The 25,712-nt window shown below is 67.1% G+C and carries 27 protein-coding genes; 9 read left to right on the forward strand and 18 right to left on the reverse strand.

Annotation, left to right across the window (positions count from 1 at the left end):
- Nucleotides 1-15 precede the first annotated feature (15 nt).
- From AC3A6G_RS05125 to AC3A6G_RS05140, 4 genes are read left to right on the forward strand one after another with little or no spacing between them, the layout of a single operon-like run.
- On the forward strand, nucleotides 16-390 hold the full coding sequence (locus AC3A6G_RS05125) for a hypothetical protein (protein ID WP_487858544.1): 375 nt from the start codon (nucleotides 16-18) through the stop codon (nucleotides 388-390).
- Nucleotides 391-429: 39 nt separating this feature from the next.
- On the forward strand, nucleotides 430-813 hold the full coding sequence (locus AC3A6G_RS05130) for a hypothetical protein (RefSeq protein ID WP_487858545.1): 384 nt from the start codon (nucleotides 430-432) through the stop codon (nucleotides 811-813).
- Nucleotides 800-1,315 (forward strand): hypothetical protein, encoded by a 516-nt coding sequence (locus AC3A6G_RS05135; RefSeq protein WP_487873214.1) that lies wholly within the window; start codon nucleotides 800-802, stop codon nucleotides 1,313-1,315. The genes AC3A6G_RS05130 and AC3A6G_RS05135 overlap by 14 nt, the downstream gene beginning before the upstream one ends.
- On the forward strand, nucleotides 1,312-1,875 hold the full coding sequence (locus AC3A6G_RS05140; protein WP_487865433.1) for a ferritin-like domain-containing protein: 564 nt from the start codon (nucleotides 1,312-1,314) through the stop codon (nucleotides 1,873-1,875). The genes AC3A6G_RS05135 and AC3A6G_RS05140 overlap by 4 nt, the downstream gene beginning before the upstream one ends.
- Before the next feature lie 66 nt (nucleotides 1,876-1,941).
- On the opposite strand, the gene AC3A6G_RS05145 is transcribed toward AC3A6G_RS05140, so the two are convergent.
- The 18 genes from AC3A6G_RS05145 to serA form a co-directional block, all read right to left on the reverse strand.
- Nucleotides 1,942-2,415 (reverse strand): BON domain-containing protein, encoded by a 474-nt coding sequence (locus tag AC3A6G_RS05145; protein ID WP_487858548.1) that lies wholly within the window; start codon nucleotides 2,413-2,415, stop codon nucleotides 1,942-1,944.
- A 137-nt stretch (nucleotides 2,416-2,552) separates the two neighbouring features.
- The gene (locus AC3A6G_RS05150; RefSeq protein ID WP_487858549.1) at nucleotides 2,553-3,377 is read right to left on the reverse strand and encodes a DUF429 domain-containing protein; all 825 of its coding nucleotides are present in this window, start codon (nucleotides 3,375-3,377) and stop codon (nucleotides 2,553-2,555) included.
- Between the two features lie 31 nt (nucleotides 3,378-3,408).
- Complete coding sequence (locus tag AC3A6G_RS05155) at nucleotides 3,409-3,831, reverse strand: BLUF domain-containing protein (RefSeq protein WP_487858550.1); 423 nt, start codon at nucleotides 3,829-3,831, stop codon at nucleotides 3,409-3,411.
- A 2-nt stretch (nucleotides 3,832-3,833) separates the two neighbouring features.
- Nucleotides 3,834-4,565 carry a GTP cyclohydrolase I gene (gene folE / locus AC3A6G_RS05160; protein WP_487858551.1) on the reverse strand — a complete coding sequence of 244 codons (732 nt, stop codon included), beginning with the start codon at nucleotides 4,563-4,565 and terminating at the stop codon, nucleotides 3,834-3,836.
- 73 nt (nucleotides 4,566-4,638) lie between these two features.
- The gene (locus tag AC3A6G_RS05165; protein WP_487873215.1) at nucleotides 4,639-5,394 is read right to left on the reverse strand and encodes an endonuclease/exonuclease/phosphatase family protein; all 756 of its coding nucleotides are present in this window, start codon (nucleotides 5,392-5,394) and stop codon (nucleotides 4,639-4,641) included.
- Nucleotides 5,391-5,864, reverse strand: a complete 474-nt coding sequence (gene nudB, locus AC3A6G_RS05170; RefSeq protein WP_487873216.1) for a dihydroneopterin triphosphate diphosphatase — start codon at nucleotides 5,862-5,864, stop codon at nucleotides 5,391-5,393. The genes AC3A6G_RS05165 and nudB overlap by 4 nt, the downstream gene beginning before the upstream one ends.
- Before the next feature lie 7 nt (nucleotides 5,865-5,871).
- Nucleotides 5,872-7,680, reverse strand: a complete 1,809-nt coding sequence (aspS, locus tag AC3A6G_RS05175) for an aspartate--tRNA ligase (protein WP_487873217.1) — start codon at nucleotides 7,678-7,680, stop codon at nucleotides 5,872-5,874.
- Between the two features lie 34 nt (nucleotides 7,681-7,714).
- On the reverse strand, nucleotides 7,715-8,335 hold the full coding sequence (locus AC3A6G_RS05180; protein WP_487873218.1) for a DUF502 domain-containing protein: 621 nt from the start codon (nucleotides 8,333-8,335) through the stop codon (nucleotides 7,715-7,717).
- A gap of 13 nt (nucleotides 8,336-8,348) precedes the next feature.
- Nucleotides 8,349-8,699, reverse strand: coding sequence for an FmdB family zinc ribbon protein (locus AC3A6G_RS05185; RefSeq protein ID WP_487873219.1), 351 nt, complete (start codon nucleotides 8,697-8,699; stop codon nucleotides 8,349-8,351).
- Between the two features lie 91 nt (nucleotides 8,700-8,790).
- Nucleotides 8,791-10,239 (reverse strand): high affinity choline transporter 1, encoded by a 1,449-nt coding sequence (locus AC3A6G_RS05190; RefSeq protein WP_487858557.1) that lies wholly within the window; start codon nucleotides 10,237-10,239, stop codon nucleotides 8,791-8,793.
- A 13-nt stretch (nucleotides 10,240-10,252) separates the two neighbouring features.
- Nucleotides 10,253-11,818, reverse strand: coding sequence for a ubiquinone biosynthesis regulatory protein kinase UbiB (gene ubiB / locus AC3A6G_RS05195; RefSeq protein ID WP_487858558.1), 1,566 nt, complete (start codon nucleotides 11,816-11,818; stop codon nucleotides 10,253-10,255).
- Nucleotides 11,815-12,366: a ubiquinone biosynthesis accessory factor UbiJ gene (locus tag AC3A6G_RS05200; RefSeq protein ID WP_487858559.1), complete on the reverse strand. Its 552-nt coding sequence runs from the start codon at nucleotides 12,364-12,366 to the stop codon at nucleotides 11,815-11,817. The genes ubiB and AC3A6G_RS05200 overlap by 4 nt, the downstream gene beginning before the upstream one ends.
- A gap of 48 nt (nucleotides 12,367-12,414) precedes the next feature.
- Entirely contained in the window at nucleotides 12,415-13,419 is a 1,005-nt protein-coding gene (locus tag AC3A6G_RS05205; RefSeq protein ID WP_487858560.1) for a Tim44 domain-containing protein, read from the reverse strand.
- A 34-nt stretch (nucleotides 13,420-13,453) separates the two neighbouring features.
- Nucleotides 13,454-14,185: a bifunctional demethylmenaquinone methyltransferase/2-methoxy-6-polyprenyl-1,4-benzoquinol methylase UbiE gene (gene ubiE, locus AC3A6G_RS05210; protein ID WP_487858561.1), complete on the reverse strand. Its 732-nt coding sequence runs from the start codon at nucleotides 14,183-14,185 to the stop codon at nucleotides 13,454-13,456.
- Nucleotides 14,186-14,291: 106 nt separating this feature from the next.
- A complete protein-coding gene (locus AC3A6G_RS05215) occupies nucleotides 14,292-14,708 on the reverse strand; it encodes a gamma-butyrobetaine hydroxylase family protein (RefSeq protein ID WP_487858562.1) in 417 nt (138 codons plus the stop codon).
- Entirely contained in the window at nucleotides 14,708-15,148 is a 441-nt protein-coding gene (locus AC3A6G_RS05220; protein ID WP_487873220.1) for an HIT family protein, read from the reverse strand. The genes AC3A6G_RS05215 and AC3A6G_RS05220 overlap by 1 nt, the downstream gene beginning before the upstream one ends.
- Nucleotides 15,145-19,026, reverse strand: coding sequence for a DUF3683 domain-containing protein (locus AC3A6G_RS05225; protein ID WP_487873221.1), 3,882 nt, complete (start codon nucleotides 19,024-19,026; stop codon nucleotides 15,145-15,147). Before AC3A6G_RS05225 ends, AC3A6G_RS05220 begins: the two co-directional genes overlap by 4 nt.
- A gap of 102 nt (nucleotides 19,027-19,128) precedes the next feature.
- On the reverse strand, nucleotides 19,129-20,361 hold the full coding sequence (gene serA, locus AC3A6G_RS05230) for a phosphoglycerate dehydrogenase (RefSeq protein ID WP_487865442.1): 1,233 nt from the start codon (nucleotides 20,359-20,361) through the stop codon (nucleotides 19,129-19,131).
- A gap of 228 nt (nucleotides 20,362-20,589) precedes the next feature.
- On the opposite strand from serA, the gene ugpB reads away from it, so the two are divergent.
- The 5 genes from ugpB to ugpQ all read left to right on the forward strand — a co-directional run bounded on the left by ugpB (nucleotide 20,590) and on the right by ugpQ (nucleotide 25,704).
- Nucleotides 20,590-21,900, forward strand: a complete 1,311-nt coding sequence (gene ugpB / locus AC3A6G_RS05235) for a sn-glycerol-3-phosphate ABC transporter substrate-binding protein UgpB (RefSeq protein ID WP_487873222.1) — start codon at nucleotides 20,590-20,592, stop codon at nucleotides 21,898-21,900.
- A gap of 95 nt (nucleotides 21,901-21,995) precedes the next feature.
- Nucleotides 21,996-22,877: a sn-glycerol-3-phosphate ABC transporter permease UgpA gene (gene ugpA / locus AC3A6G_RS05240; protein ID WP_487858567.1), complete on the forward strand. Its 882-nt coding sequence runs from the start codon at nucleotides 21,996-21,998 to the stop codon at nucleotides 22,875-22,877.
- A gap of 54 nt (nucleotides 22,878-22,931) precedes the next feature.
- Nucleotides 22,932-23,780: a sn-glycerol-3-phosphate ABC transporter permease UgpE gene (gene ugpE / locus AC3A6G_RS05245; protein ID WP_487858568.1), complete on the forward strand. Its 849-nt coding sequence runs from the start codon at nucleotides 22,932-22,934 to the stop codon at nucleotides 23,778-23,780.
- A gap of 62 nt (nucleotides 23,781-23,842) precedes the next feature.
- Nucleotides 23,843-24,850: a sn-glycerol-3-phosphate ABC transporter ATP-binding protein UgpC gene (gene ugpC, locus AC3A6G_RS05250; RefSeq protein WP_487858569.1), complete on the forward strand. Its 1,008-nt coding sequence runs from the start codon at nucleotides 23,843-23,845 to the stop codon at nucleotides 24,848-24,850.
- Between the two features lie 110 nt (nucleotides 24,851-24,960).
- Nucleotides 24,961-25,704 carry a glycerophosphodiester phosphodiesterase gene (ugpQ, locus tag AC3A6G_RS05255; RefSeq protein WP_487858570.1) on the forward strand — a complete coding sequence of 248 codons (744 nt, stop codon included), beginning with the start codon at nucleotides 24,961-24,963 and terminating at the stop codon, nucleotides 25,702-25,704.
- Nucleotides 25,705-25,712: the final 8 nt, after the last annotated feature.

Consider the following 25,712-nt stretch of genomic DNA (forward strand, 5'->3'; position numbering starts at 1 on the left):
AAAGGAAACTCCCCCATGAACACGACAAAGACCCCTTCGCAACTCGCCGATGACGCACGCCAGACCGCCAATGAAGCGGTCGAAAGCACGCGCGCCTATGCGCAGAACGCGGTGAACGCAGCCGGCGAGAAGGTCCGCGAACTGCGTCGCGACGTGGAACCCGGGGTCGAGCAACTCGCAGCGCGCGTTCAGCAAGCGGTGCAGCGCGGCCTCGATGCGGCGTCGACCACCAGCGCACGCGCGCAGCGCCGCCTGGAGCAGGCAGCCGACGTGACCGGGCGCTACATCTCCGACCAGCCCGTGCGCTCGGTGCTGATTGCCGCCGCAGCCGGCGCCGCCATCACCGCACTCATCGTGCTGGCCAGCCGCGGCCGCAGCGACGACTACTGATCCCTCTGACCACAGGTTGACGCTCGGATCCCGCGCACCATGCTCCATCCGATCTTTTCCACGGTGCTCGGGCATCCGGAACTCATCGCCGAACATGCGGCGAACTATGCGGCACTGGTACGGCAGGAGGCCTCGGAAGCAGGTCGCAGCCTGCTGGCCCGCATGCTCGCCGGCATCTTCGCGGCGGCGAGCGCGATGCTGGCGCTGGGTCTGATCGGCGTCGCGGTGCTGCTCGGCGTGCTGCACGGGAGCTTCCACTGGGTGCTGGTCGCGGTCCCCGGGGTGGCGCTGGCCGTGGCCGGCCTGTGCACCTGGATTGCGACTCGGCCCTTCCCGGGCCACGGATTCGACGATCTTCGAGCCCAGGTCGATGCCGACCTGCGGGCATTGCACGAAGCAGGAGCCCGCGATGGACGACGTTGAACGCAGCCTCCTCACGCCGCAGGAGCGGCTGGCACTGTCGCGCCGCGCGCTGGTGCGGCAACTGAACGGCGGCCGCGACGAGCCTCGATACGACGAGGCTGGATACGATCAGACCGACGAGCGCTGGCACGGCGAACCGCACACGCAGGCGGCCGCCATGCGAGGTGCTGCACAGTCGCCCGACGACGAGCGCGCTGCAGGCGCCTCGCTGCCCTGGTTCTCGATGGCGCGAAGCATGACCGAGCGCTGGTGGCGCCGCCACCCCGCCCATGCGATGGGCCAGCTGGCACGCCCGGTGCTCGAGCGCTACGCGCGCAAGGAACCGGCCAAGCTCATGGCCGTGGCCGCGGCCACGGGCGCCGTTCTGGTGCTCGTCAAGCCGTGGCGGCTGCTTTCTTTCACGGCGGTGCTGGCGGCAGTGCTCAAGACATCCGATGTGGCTGACGTCGTCAACACGCTGATGCAGCAGAAAAACACAAGCCCACGAAAGGACTCCCGATGAATGCCCCCGTTTCCCAAGCCGACGCCCGTCCCGCCGAACACCAGCGCCTGGTGCTCGACGAAGCGGCGATCGGCGCCGCCGCCAGGAGCCTCGACGAAGGCGCGGTCACACCGAGCTATGGCCCGTGGCGCGACGACGTCGTCAAGCTCCTGAACGATGCCCTGGCGACCGAACTGGTGTGCGTGTTGCGCTACAAGCGGCACTATTTCACGGCCAGCGGCGTTTCCTCGCCCGCGATCGCCGACGAGTTCCTCGTGCATGCGAACGAGGAGTCGGCCCATGCCGACCGCATTGCCGAGCGCATCGTGCAGCTCGGCGGCGAACCCGATTTCGCCCCGAACCACCTGCTCGACCGCAGCCATGCGAGTTACGACGAATCGACCGACCTTCAGGCCATGGTGCGCGCCAACCTCATCGCCGAGCGCATCGCGGTCGAGACCTACCGCCAGATGATCCACCTGATCGGCGACAAGGACCCGACCACGCGGCGCATGCTCGAGGACATCCTGTCGGACGAGGAAGAGCACGCCGACGAGCTCAGCGACTGGCTCGGCCACTGACTTGGCGGCCGCCCATGAAAAAGCCCGGATCTGCCGGGCTTTTTCATGCAGTGCGTCCAAGCTGCCTCAGTTGCGGACCTCGAGCAGGTTGTTCACCGAGCTCACGCCCTGCACGCTCTTGGCGATTTCTTCGGCGCGGGCCTTGGCAGCCGCGGTGGGCGCCGGGCCCTTCAGACTCACCACGCCGGATTTCGTGTCGACGTCGATCTTGATCGCGCTCAGGTCCGGGTCCTTGGCAAGCCCGGCGGACACCGAGGCCGTGATCGCGGCGTCGTCCACGGTGGCGCTCATGGCAGTGCCGGCGTCCTTGGCTGCATCCTTCACCTCTGCGGTGGTGCCCGAGGCATCGATCTTGTCCTTGGCGTCCTTCAGCGCTTCCGCGGTCTTGGCGGCCGCGGTCTCGGCGGCCTGCTCGGTCTTGGCAATCGCGCTGTCGAGTTGCTGCCCGGCGGTTTTGTTGTCGGCGTTGTCGCAGGCCGCCAGGGCTAGAGCCGCGCCGGCCAGTAGCACGGCAGTGATGGAACGATGTGTTGTGTTCATTGGAAATCCTCCGTTGGCTCGCAGGGAGCAGGGAAAGCGCAAAAAGTGCGGCCCGAAGTGGGCCGCACTTCAATCTAGCTTCTCGCGCACGCCCGTCGTGCTGGCCGACCCCGCAAAACCTTGTAGGACAACAAGGCTCAGGCCGTGACGATCCAGCCCTCGAGCGGATCGATTGCTTCGGGTAGCCCGTAGCCCGGCCCCGGCATGGACGTGCGTTCCGCGCCCCAGGCCGCCTGGACGAAGCACAGCACGGCGTCGAGATGATCGCCCTGAGCATCCCCGAGCAGGTCGGCGCGGTGCGCGGCGTCGAGCCCCAGCCGCAAGCCCAGGCGCGAGGTGCCTGCCTCGAGCGCGGCGACCAAGTCGGTGCGCGCCGCAAGCCGCTCGGGCGTCTGCTTCGCGCGGTCGTCGTTCTTGTAGCTGCGCCGGCCGATCAGCTCGCGCGCGAGCAGGCCCGGATAGGCTTCGAGCGCGATGCGGTCGGCGTGGTTGCCGACGTGCAGCCCCGGCAGGCTGGCCCCGGCGGCCAGCAGCGGCGACACGCCGGCGTGGAGCATGAACGCCACCGGCGGATTGACCCACTTCATAGAGGTGCTCGACCCGGCCGGCGCGTCGGTCGCCCGGTGCGCGAACTTGCCGCCCACGGGGCGGGTCGCGCAAAAGGCCGCGAAGGTTTTGCGGATCTCGGCGCGGCTCAGGCCCGCGTAGTGGCGCATGAGCGCCTCCCACTCGAGTGGCCACCGCAGGTGCTGCACCAGCTCGCGCGGCAGACCGAACGGAAAATCGAAGCCGCCGATCCATGCCGGCTCGGTGCCAAGCCATTCGGCCCAGCCCTCGAGCGTGCTGAAGCGCAGCAGGCGGGTCAGCGCCAGGGCGCCCGTGCCGCTCGCCTCGCCGGTCGCGACCACGATCGGCTTGCGCGCCGTGGGCGCGCAGGAGAAGTCGCATCCGAAAAGCAGCATCGTCGGCCTGCCCCTCGCCCGAGGGACAGGATCAGTGGCGCCCGACGATGGCCGCGGTGGCCATCAGCTCTTCGAGCAGCGCCAGCGACACTTTCCCGGAAACGGCATACGGATTGAGTTCGGGCTTTTCCGAATACTTGAGCAGCGTCGAGGCGTTGAGCTTCGACAGGTTGACCTGCCCCATGGTCCAGCCGCCGAAGCGCCGCTCGGAGATCTCTTCGTAGTGCAGCAGCACCACGTCCTTGTGGCGCGCATCGCGCTGGATGTGGCCGTAGAGCTCGCTGATCGCTTCGCGCCCGCCCTCGATCGCCTGCAGGAAGGTACCGCCGCCGTAGCAGAGGATGCCGGTGATGCCCGAGGCCGGGTTGTGGGAGCGCGACTGCGCGAGGATGGCGTCGATCGCCTCGGGGCTCGTGTCGACGGCGCGGCTGGCGTAGAGAAGTCGAACCAGCATGGTCAGTTTTTCCTTGGCAGCAGGGACAGGAATTCGCGACGCAGGCTCGGGTCCTTGAGGAACACGCCGCGCATGACGGAATTGATCATCTTGCTGTCCATTTCCTTCACGCCGCGCCAGGCCATGCAGAAGTGCTCGGCCTCCATGACGAGCGCCAGCCCGTCGGGCTGCGTCTTCTCCTGGATCAGGTCGGCCAGCTGCACCACGGCTTCTTCCTGGATCTGCGGCCGGCCCATCACCCATTCGGCGAGCCGCGCGTATTTGGACAGGCCAATGACGTTGGTGTGCTCGTTCGGCATGACGCCGATCCACAGCTTGCCGATGATTGGGCAGAAGTGGTGTGAACAGGCGCTGCGCACGGTGATCGGGCCGACGATCATCAGTTCGTTCAGGTGCTCGGCATTGGGAAACTCGGTGAGCGCGGGCGGCGCCACGTAGCGGCCCCTGAACACTTCGTTCAGGTACATCTTGGCGACGCGGCGCGCGGTGTTGCCGGTGTTGTGGTCGTTGTCGAGATCGATCACCAGGCTCTCGAGCACGCCCTTCATCTTGACCTCGACCTCGTCGAGCAAGGACTCGAGCTCGCCCGGCTCGATGAACTCGGCGATGTTGTCGTTGGCATTGAAGCGCTTGCGCGCAGCCTGCAGGCGTTCGCGGATCTTCACGGAGACGGGGGTGCCCTCGTCGTCGTTGTGTCCTTCAGGGCGCGGTTCCACGTCGGTTTTCCTCAGCATCCGGGCATCGTACCAGCGAATGGCTTTGAGCTCTTCAGCCCTGCACCGCCCGTGGCTTCTGCGACAACTGCTATCAATTCGGAAGCGTGAAGTCGGCTACCAACGGCAGATGGTCCGACATCCGCGCCCAGATCGGCCCGCGCGGCACCGAGCAGGCCACCGGTTCGAGCCGGCGCCCGTAGACGAAATCGAGCTGCGCCACCGGCAGGCGCGACGGGTAGGTGAGCGTGCGCGGCCCGCGCAGGTCGCTGGTGTCGCGCAGGCCCATCGCGTTCATCGCGTAGCGCATGCGCGCGCCCCAGTCGTTGAAATCGCCCGCGACCACCACCGCCTCGTCGGGCGGCACCTCGGTGTCGATGAACTCGCGCAGCCGGGCCACCTGCCGCACGCGGCTGCCCTTGATGAGCCCCAGGTGCACCACGATCGCATGCACCGGGTGTCCCTCGACGTCGATCACCACATGCAGCAGCCCGCGCTGCTCGAAGCGATGGTCGGAAATGTCGCGGTGGCCGGTGCGGATGACGGGCCAGCGCGTCAGCAGCGCGTTGCCGTGCTCGCCGTGGCGCGTGACGGCGTTGGTCTCGTAGACCGCGGTGTAGCCCTCGGGCGCCAGAAAATCGGCCTGCGGCAGCTCGGGCCAACGCGCGAACCGCGCCTCGCCCTGTCGGTTCATCTTGCGCACTTCCTGCAGGCAGACGATGTCGGCGTCGAGTTGTTCGATGGCGTGGCCGAGGTTGTGGATCTCCAGCCGCCGTGCCGGACCGATGCCCTGCACGCCCTTGTGGATGTTGTAGGTGGCGACGCGAAGCGTCTGTGCCGGCAGGTTCATCGCATAAATTCTGGCAGCAACAGAATGGCTTCGGCGTTCGATGGGGAAAAGCAGGCGTCGGCGGCCTCGCGATAGGGCAGCCACTTCCAGTCGTCGTGTTCGCGCGGCGCGAGCACCGGCGTCAGGCGCTCGGGCACGCACAGGCCGAACAGGTGCTCGGTGTTGTGCGTGACCTCGGGTGCGTAGCGCGCGCGCCACGCCGGATAAATCTCGTAGACGTTTTGCAGCTGCCAGTCGACCAGCCGCGCAGCGAGCGGACTGCCCTCGCCGCACTGGATGCCGGTTTCCTCGGCCACCTCGCGTGCCGCGGTGAGCGCGAGCGGCTCGTCGGCCACGTCCTTGCTGCCGGTCACCGATTGCCAGAATTCGCGGGTGTCGGCGCGGCGGATCAGCAGGACCTCGAGCGCGGGCGTATGGATGACGACCAACACCGACTCCGGAATCTTCCAGGGCCGGGCGGGCGTCGTCATGCCTGCGTCAGGCCGCGGGCTGCTGAGTGTTGCGCAGCCGGATGTGCAGCTCGCGCAGCTGCTTCTCGTCGACCGGGCTCGGCGCCTGCGTGAGCAGGTCTTGCGCGCGCTGGGTCTTGGGGAAGGCGATCACGTCGCGGATCGACTCGGCGCCCGTCATGAGCATGACGAGGCGGTCCAAGCCGATCGCGATGCCGCCGTGCGGCGGTGCGCCGTACTGCAGCGCATCGAGCAGGAAGCCGAACTTGGCCTGCGCGTCCTCGGCGTTGATCTTGAGCGCGCGGAACACCTTGCTCTGCACTTCCTCGCGGTGGATACGCACCGAGCCGCCACCCATCTCGATGCCGTTGAGCACCATGTCGTAGGCCTTGGCGATGCACTTCTCGGGCGCGGTGTCCATGAGGTCTTCGTGGCCGTCCTTGGGTGCGGTGAACGGATGGTGCACGGCGCTCCAGCGCTGGCCTTCCTCGTCGAACTCGAACATAGGGAAATCGACCACCCACAACGGCGCCCAGCGGTCCTCGAACAGGCCCGCCTTGCGGCCGAAGGGGCTGTGACCGATCTTCACGCGCAGCGCGCCCATGGCGTCGTTGACGACCTTTTCCTTGTCGGCGCCGAAGAACAGGATGTCGCCATTGACCGCGCCCGTGCGCGCGATGATCTCGGCCAGCGCCGCATCGTCGAGGTTCTTGACGATCGGGCTCTGCAGGCCGTCACGGCCCGCGGCGGCGTCGTTGACCTTGATGTAGGCCAGGCCCTTGGCGCCGTAGATCTTGACGAACTCCTGGTAGGCATCGATCTCGCCGCGCGAGAGGCCGCCTTCGGCACCGCCGCCCGGCACCTTCAGCGCGACCACGCGGCCGCCCTTCATGGTGGCGGCGTTCGAGAACACCTTGAACTCGACGCGCTTCATGGTCTCGGTGAGTTCGGTGAACTCGAGCTTCACGCGCAGGTCGGGCTTGTCGGAGCCGTACTTGAACATCGCGTCGGCATAGCTCATGGTCGGGAACACCGGCAGGTCGATGCCCGCGGCGTTGCGGAACACGTTGCGGATCATGCCTTCGAACATTTCGCGGATCTCCTCCTCGGCGAGGAACGAGGTCTCGATGTCGATCTGGGTGAATTCGGGCTGGCGGTCGGCGCGCAGGTCCTCGTCGCGGAAGCACTTCACGATCTGGTAGTAGCGGTCGTAGCCGGCCACCATCAGCAACTGCTTGAAGAGCTGCGGCGACTGCGGCAGCGCGAAGAAGCTGCCGTCGTGCACCCGGCTCGGCACGAGATAGTCGCGCGCGCCTTCGGGCGTGGACTTGCCGAGCATCGGCGTCTCGATGTCGATGAAGCCGTTGGCGTCGAGGAACTTGCGCGTCTCCATCGTCACCTTGTAGCGCAGCATCAGGTTGCGCTGCATCGCAGGGCGGCGCAGGTCGAGCACGCGGTGCGTGAGGCGCGTGGTTTCCGAGAGGTTGTCGTCGTCGAGCAGGAACGGCGGCGTGACCGACGGGTTCAGCACCTTGAGCTCATGGCACAGCACTTCGATCTTGCCGCTCTTGAGCTGGTCGTTGGTGGTGCCTTCGGGGCGGGCACGCACCAGGCCGGTGATCTGCACGCAGAACTCGTTGCGCAGATTCTCGGCCACGGCGAAGGTGGCGGCGCGGTCGGGGTCGCACACCACCTGCACATAGCCTTCGCGGTCGCGCACGTCGATGAAGATCACGCCGCCGTGGTCGCGCCGGCGGTTAACCCAGCCGCACAGGGTGACGGTTTGGCCCATCAGGGCATCGGTCACAAGACCGCAATAGTGAGTACGCATGGCCATGGTTGGATTCCGGCGCCGCAAAGGCGCATTGGTATTACTTGCTCGCGATGGACGAAGGGCCGCCGGGGACGACCACGCCCATCGAGACGATGTACTTGAGCGCTTCGTCCACGCTCATCCTGAGTTCGATGCAGTCGCTGCGCTTGAGCATCACGAAATAGCCGCCCGTGGGATTGGGCGTGGTCGGGACGTAGACGCCCAGGTAGTCGCCGCCGCCGAGATGCCCGACCACCTCGGGGCCGGGCGTGCCGGTCACGAAGGCAATGGTCCAGAGGCCTTCGCGCGGCCACTGCACCAGCACGGCCGTGCGGAAGGCATTGCCGTTCTCGGAGAACAGCGTGTCCGACACCTGCTTGACGCTGGAGTAGATCGAGCGCACCACCGGGATGCGCCGCACCACCGCGTCGCCCCATCCGAGCAGGCGCTTGCCCACGAAATTGCTCGCTACCGCGCCGACCACCAGCAGGATGGCGAGCGTGAGCAGCACGCCGAGCCCGCGCACGTTGTTCTCGTGCAGCCAGTTCTGCCACGCGAGCGGCAGCACCCAGAGGGTCTGGTCCAGCGTGTCGATGATCCACTTCAGCACCGCCAGGGTGATGAACAGCGGAACGATCACCAGCAGGCCGGAGAACAGCCATTTGCGCAGGGCGTGCATGGGGCGTGGCGTCTCAGTCGCTCTTGGCGGCCGCGGCAGGCGCCGGGGCGGGGCTGGAGGCCGGCGCAGGTGCAGGCGCAGGCGCAGGGCTGGAGGAAGCATCCGCCGCCGGGGCCGTGCCCGCAGGCGCGGCGGCCGCGTCGCCGTTCTTGGCCGTGGCGGCCTCGGGCTTCTTGCCGCCGCCATCGCGGAAATCGGTCACGTACCAGCCGGACCCCTTGAGCTGGAAGCCGGCAGCAGTGACTTGCTTCTCGAATGCGCTCGCGCCGCACGCCGGGCACACCGTGAGCGGCGCGTCGGACATTTTCTGCAGGGCGTCCTTGGCAAAGCCGCAGGCGCTGCACTTGTAGGCGTAGATGGGCATGGAATTGAGTGAGGAAAAGCGGCGCCAGAACGCTGGCGCGAACCGCTCGCAAAGCCCTCGATTATAAGGGCCGGCCCCTGCCAGCGCCCGCTCAGACCGCTTCGGTGACCAGCATCCGGTGCGGCGTGCGGGTGTCGGTCACCCACTGCGGCAGCAGCGATCCGGCGAGGATGCCGCCGAACGAGGCGAGCACGCCGGCCAGCTGGGCCGGGAATTCCTCGCCCCAGGGGGTGTACAGGAAGAGCAGCCACACGCCAATGCCCGCGGCGATGGCCGCCAGCGCGCCCTGCGTTGTCGCGCGGCGCCAGTAGAGGCCACATACCAGCGGCACGAAGGCGCCGACCAGCGGCACCTGGTAGGCGCCCGAGACCAGTTCGTAGATCGGCGTGCCCTGCATGCGGATCGCATAGGCGAGCACCGCCGCACTGAACACCAGCACCGTGATACGCATGGTCCTGAGGTTCTGCCGGTCGGTGCCCGCGGGCCGGAACTGGCGCCAGATGTTTTCGGTGAAGGTGACGCTCGGCGCCAGCAGCGTGGCCGACGCGGTCGACTTGATGGCCGACAGCAGCGCCCCGAAGAACAGCACCTGCATGACGAACGGCATCTTCTCGAGCACCAGCGTCGGCAGCACCTTCTGCGGATCGTCCTTCAGCAGAGCGGCGGTCTGCTCCGGCATGATCAGCAAGGCGCTCGCCACCAGGAACATCGGCACGGCCGCGAACAAGATGTAGGCGATGCCGCCGATCACCGGACCGCGTGTCGCGCCCTTGACGCTGTTGGCCGACATCACGCGCTGGAACACGTCCTGCTGCGGAATGGAGCCGAGCATCATGGTGATGGCGGCAGCGAAGAAGAAGACCATGTCGTGCCAGTTCGGCTCGGGCCAGAACCTGAAGAGGTCCTTGCTCACGGCGAAGGCCAGCACCTTGTCGGCGCCGCCGGCCATCTGGCCGGCGAACACCGCGATGATCGCGAGGCCCGCGACCAGGATGATCATCTGGAGGAAATCGGTCACGGCCACCGACCACATGCCGCCGAACAGCGTGTAGGCCAGGATGGAAAGCACGCCGATCACCATGCCGGCCGCTATGCCGATGGCGCCGCCCGAGAGCACGTTGAAAACCAGCCCGAGCGCCGTGACCTGCGCCGAAACCCAGCCGAGATAGCTCAGCATGATGATCAGCGAACACGCCACCTCCACGCCGCGGCCATAGCGCTCGCGGTAGTAGTCGCTGATCGTGAGCAGCGTCATGCGGTAGAGCTTGCCCGCGAAGAACAGCCCCACGAGGATCAGGCAGGTGCCGGCGCCAAAGGGGTCTTCGATCACGCCGTTCAGGCCGCTCTCGATGAACTTGGCGGGAATGCCGAGCACCGTTTCCGAGCCAAACCAGGTGGCGAACGTGGTCGTCACGATCATGAACAGCGGCAGGTGCCGCCCGGCGATCGCGAAGTCGGTGGTGTTCTTCACCCGCTTTGCGGCATAGAGCCCGATGGCGATGGTGACCAGCAGATAGATGACAACCAGCGTCAGCAGCACGAGACTCTCTCCTCTAGAACAATTTCACGCGCACCAGCACCTGCATGGCGAGCAACCCCAATACAAATCCCATGCCACCGTAGATGATGGCCTGCAGCAGCCGGTTGGTGCGCTTCTGCGCGGCCAGCAGTTCGAGCAGCTCGCGGCGATGGTCGGGCGCCCGATTCTCGAGGTACTCGTGCAGCAGGCGCGGCAGCTGCGGCAGCAGTTTCGCGTAGCGCGGCGCCTCGGCCCGCAGCTGCTGGAACAGCTTCTTCGGCCCGATCTGGTCGACCATCCACTTCTCGAGAAAGGGCTTGGCGGTGTGCCAAAGGTCGAGTTCGGGGTCGAGCTGGCGGCCCAGCCCCTCGATGTTGAGCAGCGTCTTCTGCAGCAGCACCAGCTGCGGCTGGATCTCGACGTGGAACCGGCGCGAAGTCTGGAACAGCCGCATCAGAACCATGCCGAGGGATATCTCTTTCAGCGGGCGGTCGAAGTACGGCTCGCAGACGGTGCGGATCGCCGCCTCGAGTTCATCGATGCGCGTGCCTTCGGGCACCCAGCCGCTTTCGAGGTGCAGTTCGGCCACGCGCTTGTAGTCGCGCCGGAAGAAGGCCACGAAGTTCTGCGCGAGGTATTCCTTGTCCGACTCCGTCAGCGTGCCGATGATCCCGAAGTCGAGCGAGATGTAGCGGCCGAAGGTCTCGGGCGCCAGGCTCACCTGGATGTTGCCCGGGTGCATGTCGGCGTGGAAGAAGCCGTCGCGGAACACCTGGGTGAAGAAGATGGTGACGCCGTCGCGCGCGAGCTTGGGAATGTCGACGCCGGCCGCGCGCAGGCGGTCGAGCTGGGCGATCGGCACGCCGTTCATGCGCTCCATCACGATCACCTCGGGATGGCAGAAGTCCCAGAACATCTCGGGGATCAGCACCAGCTCGAGCGAGGCCATGTTGCGCCGCAGCTGGGCGGCATTGGCCGCCTCGCGCACCAGGTCGAGCTCGTCGTGCAGGTACTTGTCGAACTCGGCCACCACCTCGCGCGGCTTCAGCCGCTTGCCGTCGGCCGACAGGCCCTCGACCCAGCCGGCCATCATGGCCATGAGGGCGAGGTCCTTCTCGATCACGCCCTGCATGCTGGGACGCAGCACCTTGACGGCCACCTCGCGCACCTCGCCGGTGCTGGTGCGGATGGTGGCGAAATGCACCTGCGCGATCGACGCGCTCGCCACCGGCGTCTCGTCGAACTGCACGAACACGTCGCTCACCGGCCGGCGGAAGGCCCGCTCGATCGTGGCAATGGCCACCGACGACGGGAACGGCGGCACCCGGTCCTGGAGAAAGGCGAGTTCGTCGGCGATGTCGGGCGGCAGCAGGTCGCGGCGGGTCGACAACACCTGGCCGAACTTGACGAAGATCGGGCCCAGCCGCTCGAGCGCCTCGCGCAGCCGCTGGCCGCGCGGCGCATCGAGGTTGCGGCCGATCGAGACCACGCGCGCCACGACGCGCAGCCACGGCTTCTGGAAGCTCGTGAGCACGAGCTCGTCGAGGCCGTAGCGCAGCGCGACCCAGACGATGACGAAACCGCGATAGAAGCGCCTCATTCGGCCTTGCCCGCCTGCGGGCCGGGGCGTGCGCCCGAGGCGAACTGGCGCAGCGCGCCGGCGACGCGGCGTGCGCCCTCGGCCACGGTGTGCGCCGGCACGTCGCCGATCACGCGGGCGAGATCGTCTTCGACGTCCCAGCGCACGTGGTCGACCAGCCAGTTGACCTCGGCCGCGAGCTGCACGTCACCGACGATCTGCACCGCGGGCTTGTCGCCACGCAGCGTGGCACGGGCCAGGTCGAACGGGGATTCGTCGGTGACGGTGAGCGTGAGCTCGGGCACCGAGCCCGGCGGCGCGAGGTCGAGCAGGCCGGCCGGCGTGGCCACCAGCTCCATGGTCACGAAGCGCCACTGGAAGCGCACCACGCGCCCCTGCTGCCGCAGCAGCCGCTGCTGGGCTTCGGGCTCCTGCTGCAGCACATGATTGAGAAACAGCACCGCGCGGTGCTGGATCTCGTGCACCGCCCAGGCGGGCGGCTGCAGGCGCTCGCCGATGCGGTTGAAGAGATCACCGAGAAAAGAAAATGGGGACGATGGTGTGGCCATGTCCCCATTATCGGTTCAGCAGGCGGTCTCGCGACCGCCGGAATGCGCCTACTGCAGCGCCTGGACGCCCGCAACCAGCCAGCCGCCAGTGCCGCTGGTCGGCTTGGTCATGTTCCAGACTTCGCGGAACGGGCCCGGACCGGCCGAGGCGTCCTCGCGGATCATGCCCGAGAACTCCACGCTCGCCATGTAGACGTCGGCCAGTTCCTCGATGCCGAGCAGCTTGGCATCGAGCATCACGACCTCGGTCTTGTTCGATGCGCCGCCCGTGTGGCTTGCACGGTCCGCCAGCTGGGTGCGGATCTCCTCGACCATCTCGTCGGTCATCATCGAGCGCAGCATGGTCACGTCGGCACGGTCCCAGGCGTCCTGCAGCGTCACGAAGTTGCGCTTGGCGGCGGCCAGGAAGCCGTCGACGTCGAAGCCGGCCGGAATGCCCCAGCTCTGCGAACCCGCGAGCGCCGAGCCGATCATGCTGCCGCCCGCTGCGGCGCCTGCCGCGGAAAGGCTGCTGCCATGGGCCGGCGAGGCGTCGAAGGCAGCGGTGTTGCGCTCCCAGGGACGCGCCGAGGCGTCGTTGCCGACGTTGGCCGGGCTGTACTGTGCCGGCGCGCCCGGGTTTGCGGGACCGCCCGCACCTTCGAACGCGAAGCCGCCACGGCGGCCTGACGCGGGCGCTGCTGCCGAGCGCGCCTTGAACATCCGCCAGACGAACAGCGCCGCCATCGCGAGCAGCGCGATCAGCAGGATGTTGGCAAAGCCGGCGCCGAGGCCGAGCGAATTCGCGAGCCAGGCCAGGCCCAGGCCGGCCGCCAGGCCGCCGAGCATGGCGCCCCAGGGGCGCTTCGGCGCCGCCGCAGCGGGCGTCGCGGGCTTGGGCGTCGCGGCGTTCGCGTTCTGCTGCGCAGGCGCCGCCGGCGGCGTGGACTGGCGCTGCGTCACGCCGGACGACTGGCGCCCGAACGACTTGCCGCCGCCCATGCGCGCGGCATCCGCCTGCACGCTGACCAGAACCAGCGCGGCAGCCAGGAACAAAGAACTCAAACTTTTCATCTCGTCTCCTCTTTCGAGCGAAGTATTCGCCAGATCAACACTTGATTCCAACATGAAGGGCGGCCACGCCCCCCGTCATGTTGTGATAATCCACATGCCCAAAACCGCCCTCTTTCATGAGGGTCTTGAGCTCTTCCTGCGCCGGATGCATCCGGATCGATTCGGCCAGGTAGCGGTAGCTGGCGTCGTCGCCCGCCACCAGCTTGCCCAGGCGCGGCAGCACATTGAACGAATACCAGTCGTAGGCCTTGGCCAGCGGCTTGGCAACCTTCGAGAACTCGAGCACCAGCAGCTTGCCGCGCGGCTTGAGCACGCGGTTCATTTCCTTGAGCGCCGCGTCCTTGTGCGTCATGTTGCGCAGGCCGAAGGCCACGGTGACCACGTCGAAGTGGTCGTCGGGGAAAGGCAGCTTCTCGGCGTCGCAAACCATCGTGGGCAGCGCCACGCCCGCATCGAGCAGCCGGTCGCGGCCGGTGCGGAGCATGGCTTCGTTGATGTCGGTGTGCACCACCTGCCCGCTCGCGCCCACCTTCTTCGAGAAAGCCAGCGCGAGATCGCCGGTGCCGCCCGCGATGTCGAGCACGCGCGAGCCTTCGCCGACGTTGGCCACCATCACGGTGTAGGCCTTCCATGCGCGGTGCAGCCCCGCCGACATGAGGTCGTTCATGAGGTCGTAACGCGACGCCACGGAGTCGAAGACGCCGCGCACGCGCTGCGCCTTTTCGCTTTCGTCGACCTTCTCGAAGCCGAAATGGGTGGTGCTCATCCGCCTGATGTTAGGGCGGAAGCACTCACCTCAAGCCGCCGACCCTTCGAACCCGGGGGATTTGTTGCTTTTTTCTTCCATTGGAAGCGCCCGGCACGCGCCGCGCTCAATGGCTTGCGCAGGCGGAGCCGCCGCCCTTGTCGGGCATCGGCGCATCGCGGTCGACGCCCGCTGCGGCAAGCCGGCGTTCGTACTCGGCCCAGAGTTGCGCCTCGTTGGCACCGAGCTCGTAGAGCAGGTTCCACGAGAAGATGCCCGTGTCGTGGCCGTCGCTGAAGACCGGCTGCACCGCATAGTTGCCCACCGGCTTCAGGTCGGCCAGTTCGACGTTGCGCTTGCCGGTCTGCAGGACCTCCTCGCCCGGGCCATGGCCCTGCACCTCGGCGGAGGGCGAATAGATGCGCATCAGCTCGAACGGGATCCGGAAGCTCGCGCCGTCGGAGAAGGCGACCTCCAGCACGCGCGACTGGCCGTGCACGGTGATCGATGTCGGCGTCGGTGCGCCGGCTTGCAAACCTGCCATCAGAAACTCCTTGTAGCCAGTTGCGCCATCATCGCAGCCTCGAGTGCGGGCAGACGCGCGGCCAGGTCCGCCTCGCGGGCCCGATCGCTCGCGCGCTGCGCCGGCGCCCAGACCGAGGCTGGAAAATGCGTGTCGTCGGCAAAGCGTGCGATCACGTGCCAATGCAGGTGCGCCACCATGTTGCCGAGCGCCGCCAGGTTGACCTTGGTCGGCGCCAGGTGGTCGCGCAGGCACTGCTCGACGAGCGCCACCGCCTCCATGCACAGCACGCGGTCGGCCGCCGACAGGTCGGAAAACTCCGCCACGTGCGCCCGCCATACCACGCGGTAGAAGGCCGGGAAGCCCGGCTCGTCGGCATGGATGACGCGCAGCCTGGCGCCTTCGAGCACGACGCGGCCGCCCGGGCCGTCGCAGAGCGGGCAGCCCGCTGCGGCGGTCACACCAGCACCCGTTCGATCCCGCCCTGGTTCGCAGCCGCCACGTACTGCGGCATCCAGTCGCTGCCCAGCAGCTTGTTCGCCATCTCGACCACGATGTAGTCGGCCTCGAGCAGGCCGTTGTTCAGGTCGTTGCCGTAGCGTGAGAGGCCCTGCAGGCAGCTCGGGCAGCTGGTGAGGATCTTCACGTTGTCCTGGGCGCCGACCTGGCCGCTGTCGCGCAGCGCGGCCTCGCCCTTCTTGAGCTCTTCCTCCTTGCGGAAGCGGATCTGCGTGGAGATGTCGGGCCGCGACACGCCCAGCGTGCCCGACTCGCCGCAGCAGCGGTCGTTCTTGAGCACGTTGTCGCCGACCAGCGCCTTCACCGTCTTCATCGGGTCCTGCAGCTTCATCGGCGAGTGGCACGGGTCGTGGTACAGGTAGCCACCGCCGCCTGCATCGGCCAGCGTGATGCCCTTTTCGAGCAGGTACTCGTGGATGTCGATGATGCGGCAGCCCGGGAAGATCTTGTCGAACTGGTAGCCCTGCAGCTGGTCGTAGCAGGTACCGCAGCTCACCACCACCGTCTTGATGTCGAGGTAGTTGAGCGTGTTGGCCACGCGGTGGAAGAGCACCCGGTTGTCGGTGATCATCTTCTCGGCCTTGTCGAACTGCCCGCTGCCGCGCTGCGGGTAGCCGCAGCACAGGTAGCCCGGCGGCAGCACCGTCTGCACGCCCGCATGCCAGAGCATCGCCTGCGTGGCAAGCCCGACCTGCGAGAACAGGCGCTCCGAGCCGCAACCCGGAAAGTAGAACACCGCCTCGGTCTCGGTCGTGGTCGTCTTCGGGTCGCGGATGATCGGCACGTAGTCGGCATCTTCGATGTCGAGCAGCGCGCGCGCCGTCTGCTTGGGCAGGTTGCCCGGCATCTTCTTGTTGATGAAGTGGATCACCTGCTCCTTGACCGGCGCCGGCCCGAGCGTGGCCGGCGGCGCCGCGGTCTGCCTGCGGGCCAGGCCGCGCAACAGGTCGTTGGCCAGGCGCTGGGCCTTGAAGCCGATGCCCACCATGCCGGCACGCACCGCCTTGATGGTCTGCGGGTTGGTCGCGTTGAGGAAGAACATCGCGGCCGCATTGCCGGGACGGAAGCTCTTCTGCCCCATCTTGCGCAGCAGGTTGCGCATGTTCATCGACACGTCGCCGAAGTCGATCTTCACCGGGCACGGCGTGAGGCACTTGTGGCACACGGTGCAGTGGTCGGCCACGTCCTCGAACTCTTCCCAGTGCTTGATGCTGATGCCGCGGCGCGTCTGCTCCTCGTAGAGGAAGGCCTCCACCAGCAGCGAGGTCGCGAGGATCTTGTTGCGCGGGCTGTAGAGCAGGTTGGCGCGCGGCACGTGCGTGGCGCACACCGGCTTGCACTTGCCGCAGCGCAGGCAGTCCTTCACGCTGTCGGCGATCGCGCCGATGTCGCTCTGCTGCATGATCAGCGACTCGTGCCCCATCAGGCCGAAGCTCGGCGTGTAGGCATTGGTCAGGTCGGCATGCAGTTCTTCGGCCGGCTGCCCCGCGGGCGCGCGCAGCAGCTTGCCCTTGTTGAAGCGGCCTTCGGGGTCGACGCGCCGCTTGTAGTCCATGAACGGCGCGAGTTCCTCGTCGCTCAGGAACTCGAGCTTGGTGATGCCGATGCCGTGCTCGCCCGAGATCACGCCGTCGAGGCTGCGCGCCAGCGCCATGATGCGCACCACCGCGGCATGCGCGGTCTGCAGCATGTCGTAGTTGTCGCTGTTGACAGGAATGTTGGTGTGCACGTTGCCGTCGCCCGCATGCATGTGCAGCGCCACCCAGACGCGGCCCTTGAGCACGCGCTGGTGGATGGCCACGCATTCGGCCACGATCGGCGCGAACTCGGCGCCGGCAAAGATCTCCTGCAGCGGCTGGCGCAGCTGGGTCTTCCAGCTCGCGCGCAGGCTGTGGTCCTGCAGCTGCGGAAAGAGCACGTCCACCTCGCGCAGCCAGCCGGCCCAGCGCGTACGCACCTCCTGCACCAGCGCCACGGCCTGCGCCACGCGGTCTTCGAGCAGCTCGGCGGCGGGAATCTCGTGCGCGTCGTCGCTCTTGCCCAGCGGCAGGTTGCCACGCAGCAGGAAGGCCTCGAGCGCGTCCGTCAGCGCGAGCTTGTTCTGCAGCGACAGCTCGATGTTGATGCGCTCGATGCCGTCGCTGTACTCGGCCATGCGCGGCAGCGGGATCACCACGTCTTCGTTGATCTTGAAGGCGTTGGTGTGGCGGCTGATGGCTGCGGTGCGCTTGCGGTCGAGCCAGAACTTCTTGCGCGCCTCGGGGCTGATGGCGACGAAGCCCTCGCCGCTGCGCGAATTGGCGATGCGCACCACTTCCGAGGTGACGCGCGCCACCGCGTCGGCGTCGTCGCCCGCGATGTCGCCGAACAGCACCATCTTCGGGAGGCCGCCGTGCTTTTTGGACTTGGTGGCGTAGCCCACGGCTTTCAGGTAGCGGTCGTCGAGGTGCTCCAGGCCCGCCAGCAGCACGCCCGAGCGCTTTTGCTCGGCGAACATGAAGTCCTTGATCTCGACGATGCTCGGCACCGCGTCCTTCGCATTGCCGAAGAACTCGAGGCACACGGTGCGCGTGTGCGCGGGCATCTTGTGCACCACCCAGCGGCAGCTGGTGATGAGGCCGTCGCAGCCCTCCTTCTGGATGCCCGGCAGCCCCGAGAGGAACTTGTCGGTCACGTCCTTGCCGAGGCCTTCCTTGCGGAAGGTGCGGCCCGGGATCTCGAGGCGCTCGGTGCGCAGCGGCGTGCGGCCGTCGGCGGCAAAGTACTGCAGCTCGAACACGGCGCTTTCGGCATCGTGGATCTTGCCCAGGTTGTGGCCGATGCGCGTGACCTCGAGCCATTCGGCGTCGGGCGTGACCATGCGCCAGGCGGCCAGGTTGTCGAGCGCGGTGCCCCAGAGCACGGCCTTCTTGCCGCCGGCGTTCATGGCGACGTTGCCGCCGACGCACGAAGCCTCGGCCGACGTCGGATCGACCGCGAACACGTAGCCCGCGCGCTCGGCCGCATCGGCCACGCGCTGCGTGACCACGCCGGCCTCGGTCCAGATGGTAGGCACGGGGGCGTCGAGCCCCGGCAGCGCCACGTGCTCGACCTCGGTCATGGCCTCGAGCTTCTCGGTGTTGATGACCACGCTCTTCCACGTGAGCGGGATGGCGCCGCCGGTGTAGCCGGTGCCGCCGCCGCGCGGGATGATGGTCAGGCCGAGCTCGATGCAGCCCTTGACCAGCAGCGCCATCTCGGCCTCGGTGTCGGGGCACAGCACCACGAACGGGTACTCGACGCGCCAGTCGGTGGCGTCGGTGACGTGCGACACGCGCGACAGGCCGTCGAACTTGATGTTGTCCTTCGCGGTCAGCCGGCCCAGCACCCGCGTCGCCCTGCGGCGCAGCGCGGCCACGTCGCGGAAGGCGGTGTCGAAGGCGGCCACCGCCTCGCCGACCAGCGCGGTGAGTTCGCCCACGAGCTGGTCGCGCGGCATGTCGCTGTCGGGCGTGCGGCGCTTCTGGACTTCGCCCAGGCGGTGCTTGAGCGCATCGACCAGCTGGCCGCGCCGGCGCGGGTTGTCGAGCAGGTCGTCGACCAGGTAGGGATTGCGCTGGACCACCCAGATGTCGCCGAGCACTTCGTACAGCATGCGCGCCGACCGCCCGGTGCGGCGCTCGGCGCGCAGGGTCTGCAGCAGTTCCCAGCCGCGCTCGCCCAAGAGGCGGATCACGATCTCCCGGTCGGAGAAGCTGGTGTAGTTGTAGGGGATCTCGCGCAGTCGTGCAGGCTCTGCGGCCTGCGACAACAGCGTGGTCAACGCGGTCGGAGCATTCATCGGGGGGTGGCACCTCGGCCAGGCGCTGCGCGCCCATATAGCCGGGGGTGGGATTTTAGGGCAGGCCCCGGCACCCTGCCGGCCGGCGGGCCATGCCCCCGCTCAGAACAGGACGCGGCTGCGGATCGTGCCGGGCACCTTCGCCAGCTTGCCCAGCGCCAGGTCGGAATGGGTGGCGTCGATGTCCATGACCACATAGCCGATCTTCTCGTTGGTCTGCAGGAACTGCGAGGAGATGTTGATGCCGTTGTCCGAAAAGATCTTGTTGATCTCCGACAGCACGCCCGGCACGTTGCGGTGGATGTGCAGCAACCGGTGCTTGCCGGCATGCGCCGGCAGCGCCACCTCGGGAAAGTTGACGGACGAAGTCGAGGTGCCGTTGTCGCTGTACTTCACGAGCTTTTCCGCCACCTCGAGGCCGATGTTGGCCTGCGCCTCCATGGTCGAGCCGCCGATGTGCGGCGTGAGGATGACGTTGTCGAGCCCGCGCAGCGGCGACTGGAACTCGTCCTTGTTGCTGCGCGGCTCGACCGGGAACACGTCGATGGCGGCGCCCAGCAGCTTCTTCTGCTTCAGGGCCTCGGCCAGCGGCTCGATCTCGACCACCGTGCCGCGCGAGGCGTTGATCAGGATCGCGCCGGGCTTCATGGCGGCGATTTCCGCCGCGCCGATCATCCACTGCGTGGCCTGCGTCTCGGGCACGTGCAGCGTCACGATGTCGCTCTGGGCCAGCAGCTGGTGCAGGTCGCGCACCTGGCGCGCATTGCCCAACGGCAGCTTGGCGGTCACGTCGTAGAACGCCACCTGCATGCCCAGCCCCTCGGCCAGCACCGACAGCTGAGCGCCGATGGAGCCGTAGCCCACGATGCCAAGCGTCTTGCCGCGGATCTCGTAGGCGTTCTCGGCCGACTTGAGCCAGCCGCCGCGGTGCGCCACCGCGCTCTTCTCGGGCACGCCGCGCAAGAGCAGGATCGCCTCGGCGAGCACGAGTTCGGCCACCGAACGGGTGTTGGAATACGGCGCATTGAACACCGCCACGCCATGCTCGCGCGCGGCTTCGAGGTCGACCTGGTTGGTGCCGATGCAAAAGCAGCCCACAGCCACCAGCTTCTGTGCCGCGGCGAAGACCTCGGCGGTCAACTGGGTGCGCGAGCGGATGCCGAGGAAATGCACGTCGGCGATCTTGGCCTTGAGTTCCGCGTCGGGCAGCGCGCCGGGCAGCGCCTCGATCTGGGAATAGCCCGCGCCGCGCAGCACCTCCACGGCCGAAGGATGGATGCCTTCGAGCAAAAGGAACTTGATCCGGCTTTTTTCGAGGGAGGTCTTGCTCGTCATGGCGTGCTCGCGAATGCCCCGGCCACGGCAACAGGCTAGGCCGAAAAAGGGGAAAACGATCCTAGCATGGTGCAGCGCAGCACGACGGCCGGCGCCGCGGGGCCGCTTGGCGCCAAAGGGGTTTTCCCGGTTGGACGATGGCGCCCGTCCGTGCGCCAATGTGTGCCGAATGTCACACGGATCGCCTAGCATCCGCGCTTTGCTTTTATTCCACAGGAGTCTTCCTTGATGCGTTTTCAATTGCTCGCCGCCACGTCGGCGCTGGCCGCCACGCTGGCCTTCCCGGCCCATGCCCAGACCGAGATCCAGTGGTGGCATTCCATGAGCGGTCCGCTCGGCGAATGGGTCAACGACCTCGCCAAGCAATACAACGACAGCCAGAAGGACTACAAGATCGTGCCGACCTACAAGGGCCAGTACGACGAGTCGATGACCGCCGCGATCGCCGCCTTCCGCGCCGGCAATGCGCCCGACATCCTGCAGGTGTTCGAAGTCGGCACCGCCACCATGATGGCCTCCAAGGGCGCGATCAAGCCAGTGGGCGAAGTGATGAGTTCGGGCGGCGCCAAGTTCGACCCCAGCGTCTACGTGCCCGCCGTGTCGGGCTACTACACCGCCGCGAACGGCCAGATGCTGAGCTTCCCGCTCAACAGCTCGACGACCATCTTCTATTACAACAAGGACGCCTTCAAGGCGGCTGGGCTCGACCCCGAGAAGGCCCCCACCACTTGGCCCGAAGTGATGGCCGCGGCCGACAAGCTCAAGGCGAGCGGCCACAAGTGCCCGTTCACCACCAGCTGGATGAGCTGGACGCAGCTCGAGAGCTTCTCGGCCTGGCACAACACGCTCTACGCGACGCAGAACAACGGCTTCGGCGGCACCTCGGCGCGCCTGGCCTTCAACTCGCCACTGCATGTGAAGCACTTCGAGAACCTGGCCAAGATGTCGAAGGACGGCACCTTCGTCTACAAGGGCCGCAACAACACCGGCGACGCCGCCTTCCCCTCGGGCGAGTGCGCGATGATGACCGCCTCGTCAGGCCTCTACGCACGCGTGGCCAAGGACGCCAAGTTCAAGTACGGCATCTCCACCATGCCCTACTATCCCGACGTGAAGGGCGCGCCGCAGAACACCGTGATCGGCGGCGCCAGCCTCTGGGTCATGTCGGGCAAGCCGGCCGACCACTACAAGGGCATTGCCAGCTTCTTCACCTTCCTGTCCGACACGAAGGTGCAGTCCGAAAGCCACAAGCGCACCGGCTACCTGCCGATCACCACCGCCGCCTACAAATTGACCGACGCCTCGGGCTTCTACAAGGAAAAGCCGGGCACCGACGTGGCGGTGACGCAGATGATCCGCAAGACCACCGACAAGTCGCGCGGCGTGCGCCTGGGCAACTTCGTGCAGATCCGCACCATCATCGACGAGGAAACCGAGCAGATCTGGAGCGGCAAGCGCAGCGCCAAGGAGGCGCTCGACGCCGCCGTGAAGCGCGGCAACGAACAGCTCGAGCGCTTCCAGAAGGCAAATAAAGGCTGAGCACCGTTCGGCTCCAGCGCCGAAGTAGACTCGCCCGCCCGCCACTGCAAAAGCCGTGGGGCGGGCGTTTCGTTTTTTGAGGGATTCGAGGGGTTATGGAAAAACGCGTTCTATTCCGGTCGGCATGGTTGCCATGGCTTTTGATCGCGCCGCAGATGGCGGTGATCCTGGTGTTCTTCTTCTGGCCCGCGAGCCAGGCCATCTGGCAGTCGCTGCAGACCGAGGACGCGTTCGGCACCTCCACCGTCTTCGTCGGTCTGGAGAACTTCGAGACCCTGTTCGACGACCCGGCGTACGTCGAGTCGTTCAAGGTCACGGCGCTGTTCTCGGTGCTGGTGGCCGGCATCGGCATCGCGCTGTCGCTGATGCTCGCGATCTTTGCCGACCGCATCCTGCGCGGTTCGCTGTTCTACAAGACCTTCCTGATCATCCCGTACGCGGTAGCGCCGGCCATCGCGGGCGTGCTGTGGGTGTTCATGTTCTCGCCGAGCATCGGCGTGGTGAGCTACGGCCTGCGCCACATGGGCATGGAATGGAACCACCTGCTCAATTCCAACCACGCGCTGTCGCTGATCGTGGTGGCCGCGATCTGGAAGCAGATCTCCTACAACTTCCTGTTCTTCCTGGCCGGGCTGCAATCGATTCCGAAGTCCCTGATCGAGGCCGCCGCCATCGACGGCGCCGGTCCGCTTCGCCGCTTCCTCACCATCCAGTTTCCGCTGCTGTCGCCGACCACCTTCTTCCTGCTGGTGATCAACATCGTGTATGCCTTCTTCGACACCTTCGCGATCGTGCATGCCACCACCGAAGGCGGTCCGGGCCGCGACACCGCGATCCTGGTCTACAAGGTCTGGCACGACGGCTTCCGGGCGCTCGACCTGGGCGGCTCGGCCGCGCAGTCGGTGGTGCTGATGGTGATCGTGGTCGTACTCACCGTGGTGCAGTTCCGCTACATCGAGAAGAAGGTCCAGTACTGATGGCGCATCCTCCTTTCCCCATTTCTTCTTCTTTCTTCTTCCGGAGCATCCGCCATGGTTGAACGCCGGCCCGGCCTGACCGTCCTCTCGCACGTGGTGCTGATCCTCGGCATCGCCATCGTGGCCTTTCCCATCTACCTCGCCTTCGTGGCCTCGACCCACACGCGCGACGAGATCCTGCGCGTGCCGATGCCGCTGGTGCCGGGCGCGCACATGGTCGAAAACTACACCGCCGCGCTCATGGGCACCGAGACGCAGGGCGCGCGCGTGGTGGTGGGCCGCATGATGTGGATCAGCCTGGTCACGGCGCTGGTCATCGCCTTCGGCAAGATCGCGATCTCGCTGCTTTCGGCCTTCGCCATCGTGTACTTCAAGTTCCCGTTCAAGAAGCTCGTGTTCTGGATGATCTTCGTCACGCTGATGCTGCCGGTGGAGGTGCGCATCCTGCCCACCTACAAGGTGCTGGCCGACCTGAACATGCTCAACACCTATGCGGGTTTGACCATTCCGCTGATCGCCTCGGCCACCGCGACCTTCCTGTTCCGGCAGTTCTTCCTTTCGGTGCCCGACGAACTCGTCGAGGCCGCGCGGATGGACGGCGCGGGGCCGATGCGCTTCTTCAAGGACATCCTGGTGCCGCTGTCGCAGACCTCGATCGCCGCGCTCTTCGTGATCCAGTTCATCTACGGCTGGAACCAGTACCTGTGGCCGCTGCTCGCCACCACGAGCGAAGACATGTACCCGGTGGTGATCGGCATCAAACGCATGATCGCCTCGGGCGACGCCGCGGTCGACTGGAACCTCGTGATGGCCACCGCAATCCTCGCGCTGATCCCTCCGGCGCTCGTGGTGGTGCTGATGCAGCGCTGGTTCGTCAAGGGCCTCGTGGACACCGAGAAGTGAACCCACGCCCGACGCCCACCGCATACAAGCAGATCACCTCTTAAGCCCAAGAACAAGACAACATGTCAGCCATTTCCTTTCGCAACGTCATCAAGCGCTACGGCAAGGGCGCCAAGGCCAACCAGGTCATCCACGGCGTCTCGGCCGAGGTGAACAAGGGCGAATTCGTCGTCATCGTCGGGCCCTCGGGCTGCGGCAAGTCCACGCTGCTGCGCATGGTGGCCGGCCTCGAGGAGATCTCGGCCGGCGACATCGCCATCGGCGACCGCGTGGTGAACCAGCTCGAACCTTCCGAGCGCGACATCGCCATGGTGTTCCAGAACTACGCGCTCTATCCGCACATGAGCGTGTTCAAGAACATGGCCTACGGCCTGAAGATCGCGCGGCTGCCGACCGACGAGATCAAGCGGCGCGTGGACAAGGCCGCCAAGATCCTCGAGCTGGGCCACCTGCTCGAGCGCAAGCCGCGCGAGCTTTCGGGCGGCCAGCGCCAGCGCGTGGCCATGGGGCGTGCGATCGTGCGCGAGCCGAAGGTCTTCCTGTTCGACGAGCCGCTGTCGAACCTCGACGCCAAGCTGCGCGCGCAGACCCGCCTCGAGATCCAGAAGCTGCACCGCGAGCTCGGCATCACCTCGCTGTTCGTCACGCACGACCAGATCGAAGCCATGACGCTCGCGCAGCGCATCATCGTGATGAACGGCGGCGTGATGGACCAGTTCGCCACGCCCGAAGAAGTCTACAACCGGCCCGCCACCACCTTCGTGGCGAGCTTCATCGGCTCGCCACCGATGAACCTGCTCAAGCAAGCGCCCGGCGTGCGCCCCGGCCAGATTCTCGGCATCCGCCCGGAGCACCTGACGCTCGACGAAAGCGGCTGGTCCGTGCAGGTCGAGTCGGTCGAGCTGCTCGGCGCCGAGCGGCTGGTGTATGGCCGCATCGGCGACGAGCAGATCATCATGCGCACCGACGAGGCCGACCGTCCGCCGAAGGCCGGCGACACGGTCCGGATCGCGGCGCAGCAGGACAAGCTGCACTGGTTCGACGCTGGCTCCGGCAAGCGCGCTGAATAAGACGCCCCCCGAAGCGCCTGCGGCGCCTCCCCCCACGGGGGTGCGCACCCGGTGGCCCGGCGGAGCCGGTTCCACGGGTGCACTGGATGAACACCACGACCCGCTCAAAAATGAACGCTACGCCCTGGCCTTATCCCCGCTGGATCGCCCACCGCGGCGCGGGCAAGCTGGCACCCGAGAACACGCTGGCCGCTTTCCGGCTCGGTGCCGCGCACGGCTGGCGCATGTTCGAGTGCGATGCCAAGCTCAGCGCCGACGGCGTGCCCTTCCTCATGCACGACGCCACGCTCGAACGCACCACCAGCGGCCACGGCATTGGCGGCGACCTGCCTTGGGGCGGGCTGTCGCAGCTCGATGCCGGCGGCTGGCATTCGCGCGCTTTCGCGGGCGAGCCGCTCGCCACGCTCGAGAACCTCGCACGCTTTTGCCTCGCCAATGGCTACCTGCTCAACATCGAGATCAAGCCCACGCCGGGCACCGAGCAGGAAACCGGCGCAACGGTGGCGCGCGAAGCCGCACGGCTCTGGCAGGGCGCGGCTGTTGCGCCGCTCCTGACCTCGTTCCAGGCCGAATCGCTGCGCGCCGCGCGCGACGTGGCGCCCGAGCTGCCGCGCGGGCTGCTGCTCGACACGCTGCAAGAGGGTTGGTTCGACACCGCCACCGGCCTCGGCTGCGCCGCGGTGGTCTGCAACCATGCGCTCTGGGACGCGGCCACTGTGGCCCGGGTGCAGGCGGCCGGCCTGCGCACGCTGAGCTACACCGTCAACGACGAATGGGCCGCCCAGCGGCTCATCGACCTGGGCACCGACGGGATCATCACCGACCGCGTCGACCTGTTCAGCCCGGCCCGCTGACCGCCGCC

It is taken from the genome of Variovorax sp. Soil_C_26, from assembly GCF_057657075.1.

What these genes read in the sequence shown, in the direction of transcription:
- AC3A6G_RS05125 (WP_487858544.1), top strand. Translation starts at nt 16, where the DNA reads ATGAACACGACAAAGACCCCTTCGCAACTCGCCGATGACGCACGCCAG.
- AC3A6G_RS05130 (WP_487858545.1), top strand. Translation starts at nt 430, where the DNA reads ATGCTCCATCCGATCTTTTCCACGGTGCTCGGGCATCCGGAACTCATC.
- AC3A6G_RS05135 (WP_487873214.1), top strand. Translation starts at nt 800, where the DNA reads ATGGACGACGTTGAACGCAGCCTCCTCACGCCGCAGGAGCGGCTGGCA.
- AC3A6G_RS05140 (WP_487865433.1), top strand. Translation starts at nt 1,312, where the DNA reads ATGAATGCCCCCGTTTCCCAAGCCGACGCCCGTCCCGCCGAACACCAG.
- AC3A6G_RS05145 (WP_487858548.1), bottom strand. Translation starts at nt 2,415, where the DNA reads ATGAACACAACACATCGTTCCATCACTGCCGTGCTACTGGCCGGCGCG.
- AC3A6G_RS05150 (WP_487858549.1), bottom strand. Translation starts at nt 3,377, where the DNA reads ATGCTGCTTTTCGGATGCGACTTCTCCTGCGCGCCCACGGCGCGCAAG.
- AC3A6G_RS05155 (WP_487858550.1), bottom strand. Translation starts at nt 3,831, where the DNA reads ATGCTGGTTCGACTTCTCTACGCCAGCCGCGCCGTCGACACGAGCCCC.
- folE (WP_487858551.1), bottom strand. Translation starts at nt 4,565, where the DNA reads ATGCTGAGGAAAACCGACGTGGAACCGCGCCCTGAAGGACACAACGAC.
- AC3A6G_RS05165 (WP_487873215.1), bottom strand. Translation starts at nt 5,394, where the DNA reads ATGAACCTGCCGGCACAGACGCTTCGCGTCGCCACCTACAACATCCAC.
- nudB (WP_487873216.1), bottom strand. Translation starts at nt 5,864, where the DNA reads ATGACGACGCCCGCCCGGCCCTGGAAGATTCCGGAGTCGGTGTTGGTC.
- aspS (WP_487873217.1), bottom strand. Translation starts at nt 7,680, where the DNA reads ATGGCCATGCGTACTCACTATTGCGGTCTTGTGACCGATGCCCTGATG.
- AC3A6G_RS05180 (WP_487873218.1), bottom strand. Translation starts at nt 8,335, where the DNA reads ATGCACGCCCTGCGCAAATGGCTGTTCTCCGGCCTGCTGGTGATCGTT.
- AC3A6G_RS05185 (WP_487873219.1), bottom strand. Translation starts at nt 8,699, where the DNA reads ATGCCCATCTACGCCTACAAGTGCAGCGCCTGCGGCTTTGCCAAGGAC.
- ubiB (WP_487858558.1), bottom strand. Translation starts at nt 11,818, where the DNA reads ATGAGGCGCTTCTATCGCGGTTTCGTCATCGTCTGGGTCGCGCTGCGC.
- AC3A6G_RS05200 (WP_487858559.1), bottom strand. Translation starts at nt 12,366, where the DNA reads ATGGCCACACCATCGTCCCCATTTTCTTTTCTCGGTGATCTCTTCAAC.
- AC3A6G_RS05205 (WP_487858560.1), bottom strand. Translation starts at nt 13,419, where the DNA reads ATGAAAAGTTTGAGTTCTTTGTTCCTGGCTGCCGCGCTGGTTCTGGTC.
- ubiE (WP_487858561.1), bottom strand. Translation starts at nt 14,185, where the DNA reads ATGAGCACCACCCATTTCGGCTTCGAGAAGGTCGACGAAAGCGAAAAG.
- AC3A6G_RS05215 (WP_487858562.1), bottom strand. Translation starts at nt 14,708, where the DNA reads ATGGCAGGTTTGCAAGCCGGCGCACCGACGCCGACATCGATCACCGTG.
- AC3A6G_RS05225 (WP_487873221.1), bottom strand. Translation starts at nt 19,026, where the DNA reads ATGAATGCTCCGACCGCGTTGACCACGCTGTTGTCGCAGGCCGCAGAG.
- serA (WP_487865442.1), bottom strand. Translation starts at nt 20,361, where the DNA reads ATGACGAGCAAGACCTCCCTCGAAAAAAGCCGGATCAAGTTCCTTTTG.
- ugpB (WP_487873222.1), top strand. Translation starts at nt 20,590, where the DNA reads ATGCGTTTTCAATTGCTCGCCGCCACGTCGGCGCTGGCCGCCACGCTG.
- ugpA (WP_487858567.1), top strand. Translation starts at nt 21,996, where the DNA reads ATGGAAAAACGCGTTCTATTCCGGTCGGCATGGTTGCCATGGCTTTTG.
- ugpE (WP_487858568.1), top strand. Translation starts at nt 22,932, where the DNA reads ATGGTTGAACGCCGGCCCGGCCTGACCGTCCTCTCGCACGTGGTGCTG.
- ugpC (WP_487858569.1), top strand. Translation starts at nt 23,843, where the DNA reads ATGTCAGCCATTTCCTTTCGCAACGTCATCAAGCGCTACGGCAAGGGC.
- ugpQ (WP_487858570.1), top strand. Translation starts at nt 24,961, where the DNA reads ATGAACGCTACGCCCTGGCCTTATCCCCGCTGGATCGCCCACCGCGGC.